The 5,805-nt window shown below is 63.8% G+C and carries 7 protein-coding genes and 1 pseudogene; 3 read left to right on the top strand and 5 right to left on the bottom strand.

Annotation, left to right across the window (positions count from 1 at the left end; genetic code table 11):
* The coding region (locus Q319_RS26610; RefSeq protein ID WP_211252411.1) for a transposase at positions 1-334 on the top strand (334 nt) is incomplete at its 5' end.
* Positions 335-456: 122 nt separating this feature from the next.
* On the opposite strand, the gene Q319_RS0122220 is transcribed toward Q319_RS26610, so the two are convergent.
* The 4 genes from Q319_RS0122220 to Q319_RS0122205 form a co-directional block, all read right to left on the bottom strand.
* Positions 457-1,542: a M42 family metallopeptidase gene (locus Q319_RS0122220; RefSeq protein WP_245619444.1), complete on the bottom strand. Its 1,086-nt coding sequence runs from the start codon at positions 1,540-1,542 to the stop codon at positions 457-459.
* Between the two features lie 4 nt (positions 1,543-1,546).
* Entirely contained in the window at positions 1,547-2,221 is a 675-nt protein-coding gene (pth, locus tag Q319_RS0122215; RefSeq protein ID WP_029484591.1) for an aminoacyl-tRNA hydrolase, read from the bottom strand.
* Positions 2,222-2,235: 14 nt separating this feature from the next.
* On the bottom strand, positions 2,236-2,640 hold the full coding sequence (locus Q319_RS0122210; RefSeq protein ID WP_029484590.1) for a hypothetical protein: 405 nt from the start codon (positions 2,638-2,640) through the stop codon (positions 2,236-2,238).
* A gap of 82 nt (positions 2,641-2,722) precedes the next feature.
* Positions 2,723-3,226, bottom strand: a complete 504-nt coding sequence (locus Q319_RS0122205; RefSeq protein ID WP_029484589.1) for a DUF427 domain-containing protein — start codon at positions 3,224-3,226, stop codon at positions 2,723-2,725.
* Between the two features lie 84 nt (positions 3,227-3,310).
* Here Q319_RS0122205 and Q319_RS0122200 point away from each other — a divergent pair, with 84 nt between their 5' ends.
* Together Q319_RS0122200 and Q319_RS0122195 are read left to right on the top strand one after the other, a co-directional pair.
* The gene (locus Q319_RS0122200) at positions 3,311-4,423 is read left to right on the top strand and encodes an alpha-hydroxy acid oxidase (RefSeq protein WP_029484588.1); all 1,113 of its coding nucleotides are present in this window, start codon (positions 3,311-3,313) and stop codon (positions 4,421-4,423) included.
* 77 nt (positions 4,424-4,500) lie between these two features.
* The gene (locus tag Q319_RS0122195) at positions 4,501-5,205 is read left to right on the top strand and encodes a bacteriorhodopsin (RefSeq protein ID WP_051655685.1); all 705 of its coding nucleotides are present in this window, start codon (positions 4,501-4,503) and stop codon (positions 5,203-5,205) included.
* Positions 5,206-5,516: 311 nt separating this feature from the next.
* Here the strand turns inward: Q319_RS0122195 and Q319_RS28455 are convergent.
* Positions 5,517-5,805, bottom strand: a pseudogene (locus tag Q319_RS28455) (IS701 family transposase); the annotation flags it as partial.

Here is a 5,805-nt window from a genome sequence, read left to right as displayed (position 1 = left end):
TGATGGCGGAAAAATGACGCTGTGGTACGCACGGAGGCGCTTTGTGCGCCTCCGTCATGTCTGGGCCGATGGTGGTTATCTGGGCAAGCTGGTCACCTGGACGCTGGAAACACTGGGCTGGACATTGGAAATCATCAAACGCAGTGACAGGGCCACAGGGTTTCAGGTGCTGCCCCGTCGCTGGGTGGTGGAACGCTCATTGGCGTGGTTGACGCGCTCACGTCGGTTGAGCCGGGATTATGAAGGCCGCTGCCATACTTCCGCTTCCTGGTGCTATCTCGCCAACATTCGCCTGATGCTCCGTCGCCTCGACCCATCCGTCGAACCTTTATAAACACGCTCTTAGAAGGGAGGCAGGGAGATTCCTGCGCTAGACGACATTCCAGGCCCCTTGGCTCCCTTTTGAGGGGAGCTGGCTGCGAAGCAGACTGAGGGGTTCGCCTTCCATCTCAGCGCTTACCCCAGATAAGCCACCAGCAGATCTACCCCAGACCTCAGATCGTCCACATGTACGGATTCCACGACGCTGTGGATATAGCGCGTCGGCAGACTGAGGGTCAGCGTCGGCACGCCCGCGCGGCTGCGCTGGATGGCCGCGCCGTCCGTGCCACCCTGCCCCAGCACTTCCATCTGGGCGCGGATGCCGTTGGCCTCGGCCAGATCGTAGAACTCGTCCACCAGACTGCGGGTGGAGATCATGCTGGAATCGAACACCTTGATGCCGATGCCCTCGCCCATGCGCGTGACCGCCTCGTCCGGGCTGACGCCAGGGGTATCCACGGCCAGCGTCACGTCCAGGCCGATGCCCACAGTGGGTTCCACGCCATAGGCGGCGGTGATCGCCCCACGGAGACCCACCTCTTCCTGCACGCTGAAGACGGCGATCAGATCATGCTTGGGCGGCGTTTTGCGGAAGTGGCGCAGGACTTCCAGCAGCATGAACACGGAGGCGCGGTCATCCATCGCCTTGCCGCAGACCAGCGAGCCGACGCGGCGGGCCATGTGGTCCAGCGTCACCATGTCGCCCACACGCACGCGGCGCTTGACTTCCTCGGCGTCCAATCCCAGGTCAATAAAGAACTCCTTGACCTCGGGAATCTTCTTGCGTTCCTCGGCGGACGAGATGTGGATGGGCTTGCCGCCGGGGGTCATGATTCCGGGCAGCGCCCCGCCGCGTGCATGCACGGTCACGTCACGCGCGAACAGGTTGCGGGTGTCGAAGCCGCCCAGCGCCTGCACGCGCACAAAGCCCTTGTCGTCGATGAAGCGCACCAGAAAACCGATCTCGTCCATGTGGGCGCTGACCATCACGCGTTCGCGCTTGCCCTTCTTGCCCTCGCCGTTGCGGGTGGCAATCACGTTGCCCAGCGCGTCCACCCGCACGTCATCGGCCAGCCCTTCAAGTTCGGCCAGCACGAAGTCGCGCACGGCGTCCTCCTGTCCGGGAACGCCGGGGAGGTTGGACAGGTGCATCAATACATCTAATCTCAAATCCGCTTCGGGAGTTGCTGGGGAGACTGGAGCCGTCTTGGATTTTGCCATTCGCTCAGGGTACGCCCTGAGTCTGTTTAGCCGATGCCTCTGCGTTTTGAGGTTCGCTTTCGCTGGACGCGGGCGTGGCAGGTGCCGGGGCCGGAGGCTTGGGACGAAGGTCCGTGCCGTTGAATTGCAACTGCCCTTCCGCCAATCCCTGCGCTGCCCAGACCTCCACCGCGTTTGCGCCCAGGCGCACCAGTTCCGCCAGCGTCGCGGCCTCGTCGGGATGCCATTTGCTCAGCACCCAATCCGCCGGATCACGGCCAGCGGGTGGGCGCGAGATGCCAATTTTGAGCCGCGCGAACGCCTCCGAACCCAGCAGGCGGATCATGTCGCGCACGCCGTTCTGACCGCCGTGCCGCCCACCCATACGGAATTTCAGCAGTCCGAAGGGGCTGTCCAGATCATCCTGCACCGCCAGCAAATCACCCAACTCTAGTTTGTAGAACGAGAACAGCGGCAGCACCGCCTTGCCCGACGCGTTCATGAACGTCTGCGGCTTGACCAGCAGCACCTTTTCGCCCGGAGCGGGACCGAGGCGAACCTCGCAGACCTCGGCGTCTTTCTCCTTCAGCCAACTTGCTCCGGCGCGGCGGGCCACCTCATTGACCACCAGCCAGCCGACGTTGTGGCGGGTCTGGGCGTACTTGAGGCCGGGATTGCCCAGGCCAACGACGAGCCTCATTGAAGACCTAGCATTCAGGCGTCCACGCTGTTCACGACTTCGCGCCACTTCGCTTCCGTCTCGCGCACGCGGTTGTCGCCCTTCGCGCGCGTGTATCCAGCCCGGAAGTCAGCAAAGCGGGTATCGCTTTCCGAGAACAGCAGGCCCAGTGCGCCGCGTATATCGGTCAGGTTCTGCTCGGTCAGGGTCTTGTTCTTGGCGTCCAGCACCTCATCCAGCGTCGCCATCAGGCCGGACAGCGGGCGCAGCCACTGAAAGTCCGGGTTGTTCATCACCAGGGAATACAGCTCAAAGGGGCTGGCAATGGGGCCATGCAGGAATTCATATTCACCCTTGGCAAAGTCCAGCAGGGCCGAGTGAAAGTGGCGCAGCGCCGGGGCCAGGGCGTCAAGGCGGGTGCGGATGGGGGCGTCGGTCATGGGGGTAGGGTAGCAAGGGAGACGGCGGGCGGCAGTTTGCAGAACGTAGAGGAAAGGATGTTGCTCTACCTGCTCAAGCCCTTTACCAGCCCATCGTTCCCGCCGCGCCCTTGAATGGCCCCACCACATCCTCAGTGATCCAGCCGCCGTAGAAGTTGCCCGGCTGCGGAATGACCTTCTCGCCGTCCACGCGGCATTCGTCCATACGCCCCGGATAGACGGCGATGTACCCGGCCATCTCCTGAAAAGCGGGCGTGGGAGATTCATAGCTCCAGCCTGCCGCCTCTGCCGTTTTACCTCCTGCCGAGAGTGTCCAGTACGTCGCCGCGCCCTTGAATTCACACCTGCTGCTGCCCTGGGCAACCGCCAGCACGCCCGGCGCAAAGGCTTCAGGCGGCAGGTAATAGCCCGGCGGGTGACTGGTTTCCAGCACGCGGAACGCCTCCGTGGTGTCGGCAATCTTCTCGCCGCCCAGCCAGATCTCTATGCGCTTGTGGGTGCGCTCCAGCCGGGGCGGGCGCGGGTAGTCCCAGACACTCTCCTGTCCGGCGCGGGGTTTTTCGGGTTTCGGACGGGAACGGAACATGCAGTCAGCATGGCGTGAAGGCGGCCCAGGTGCTGTCGGGAGGAATACGAAACATCCCGCGCTCGCCGCTTGCTAGCCTGCACCATGACCACCACCCTGCCCACCCAGGAGCAGCATCAGGCCCTCGCGCGGGCTGTCAACCTGAGCGAGATTGAGGCATTGGGCCGCGAACGGCTGGATCAGAACGCACTGGATTACTACGCCAGCGGCGCAAACGACGGCCATACCATGCGCGCCAACCGCGAGGATTTTGCGCGCATTCGCCTGCGTCCGCGCATGCTGGTGGACGTGTCCAGCATCGACACCTCTACGCAGGTGCTGGGTCTGCCGCTGGACTTCCCGGTGGGCGTGGCTCCCAGCGCCTTTCACGGGCTGGCGCACCCGGACGCCGAACTCGCCACCGCGTGGGCCGCCAGCGCGGCGGGCAGCGTGATGACCCTCAGCACCTTTTCCAACACCCCGATTGCCGACGTGGGACAGGCCGCTGCCGGGCGCTTCTGGTTCCAGCTTTATCTGCTGGCGGACCGGGAACTCAGCCGCGAGATCATTGCCCGGGCGGAGGCGTCCGGCGCACGCGCATTGGTCTTCACCGTGGACGCGCCGTACCTGGGCCGCCGCGAGGCCAACGAACGCCGCCGCTTTGCCCTGCCGCCGCACCTCAGCGCCCCCAACGTCGCCTCCCGCGAAACGCTGGCCGGGGTGGAAACCGACACTGGCTCTCAACTGACCAACTACTTTCAGAATCTGGTGGACAAGTCGTTTACCTGGAACGATCTGGACTGGCTGCGCGAGCAGACGACGCTGCCCATTGTCCTCAAGGGCATCCTGACCGCCGAGGACGCCGAACTGGCCGTGCAGCACGGCTGTCACGTCTGGGTCAGTAACCACGGGGGGCGGCAACTGGACACCGCCGTCAGCGCCATCTCTGCCCTGCCCGAAATTGCCGACGCGGTGGCGGGCCGCATGGAAATCTATCTGGACGGCGGCGTCTCGCGCGGCACCGATGTTCTTAAAGCGCTGGCACTGGGCGCGCAGGCCGTGTTCCTGGGCCGCCCCGCGCTGTGGGGGCTGGCGGCAGGAGGGGAGGACGGCGTGCGCCGCGTGCTGGAGTTGCTGAAGGACGAGGTGCGGCTGGCCCTGGCCCTGAGCGGCAAGCAGAATCTGGGGCAGGTGGGGCGCGATCTGCTGAAGATGTAATCTGTCTCAATCTTTTCATGCCCGGTTCTGGCCCCGCACATACCCAAAGCACCCCGGAAACCGCTAAAACTTCTTCCATGACTGAATCCATCTGGCAGGGCATTTACATCACCTGCATGGCGCTGGGAGCGCTGCTGTTCATCGCCTGGAGCCGCCAGCCGCGCGGCGTGCCCGCCTCCGAGTACCTGATCGCCACGGCCATTCCGGTGTGGTCCGGGCTGGCGTATCTGGGGCTGCTGCTGGGGCAGGGCACAGTGGAAGTGGATGGGCAGACCACCTATTACGCCCGGTATATCGACTGGGCCGTGACCACGCCGCTGCTGCTGACGGCGCTGGCCCTGACCGCCATGTTCCGGCAGGCCAGAAAGAACTACACCCTGATCGGCGCGCTGATCTTCAGCGATCTGGTCATGATCGGCAGCGGTCTGGTGGCGGACCTCAGCACGGGTTCGGCGCGCACGGTCTGGTTTCTGTGCGGTGTGGTGGCCTTCCTGATCGTGCTGGGCCTGATCTGGGGGCCGGTGCGCGCGCTGGCGGCCAGGGATGGTGCGGACCTGAAGGCTGTATACGATAAGAGCGCGGGCTTCCTGAGTGTGCTGTGGGTGGCCTATCCCACCATCTGGGCACTGGGACCATCAGGAATCGACCTGCTCTCCCAGCCTGTAGAAACGGCGCTGTTCGTGATCGTGCCGGTGCTGTCCAAGGTGGGGTTCAGCATCGTGGATCTGTCGGGCCTGCGGGGCCTGCGCGCGGTGGAGGCCGGGAGAGCAGCGGCAGTCTGAGCGGACCTTCTGATGCTCCGGCCCCCACGTTCTGACGCTGGGGGCCGGGGTTTTTAGATGGATTTTGCCTGCTTCATTCCCGCGCTTGCTGAAGTCAGACCATCTTAGAGCGTGTTTTAGAAGGTGTCTCATTTTGAGGCAGAAGATGGATGTTGTTTCGTTCAGGCCGCGCTGGGAAGGCGTTTGCGGTTCCCCCCTCCCAGCCTCCCCCGCAGGGGGGGAGGAGCTGAAAGCGCGTGCTCCTGGGACTCGCAGAAATCCTGAAGGGCTTTTGAAACACGCTCTAAGTTCGACTTTGTCCATTTTGGGAATCAAGCTGCGTAACACAACGCGTCTGACATGCGCTCAAAAACCTGTCGCGGGACTTTTACGATGTCCCGGCATGACCGGGACATCGTAAAAGTCGGTAGACGCCACAACGCCCGCCTGACTGTCGCCAGGGCATCTGAGAACGTCGGCAGGGTTTTGCTATACCAGGCGCAAGTCCTGATTTCCACATCACCCTGCGACCAGAGACGCTGGGCAAGCAGCGTCACGATAGAGAACAGCCCCAAAAGAAGTGGCGTGGTTCTGGCAATGGTGAGGGCAGACCAACCCCGG

The sequence above is a fragment of the Deinococcus marmoris DSM 12784 genome (genome assembly GCF_000701405.1).
Lineage (GTDB): Bacteria > Deinococcota > Deinococci > Deinococcales > Deinococcaceae > Deinococcus > Deinococcus marmoris.
The sequence above is the reverse complement of the archived record's forward strand: the minus strand, read 5'-3'. Positions and strand labels throughout refer to the sequence as shown.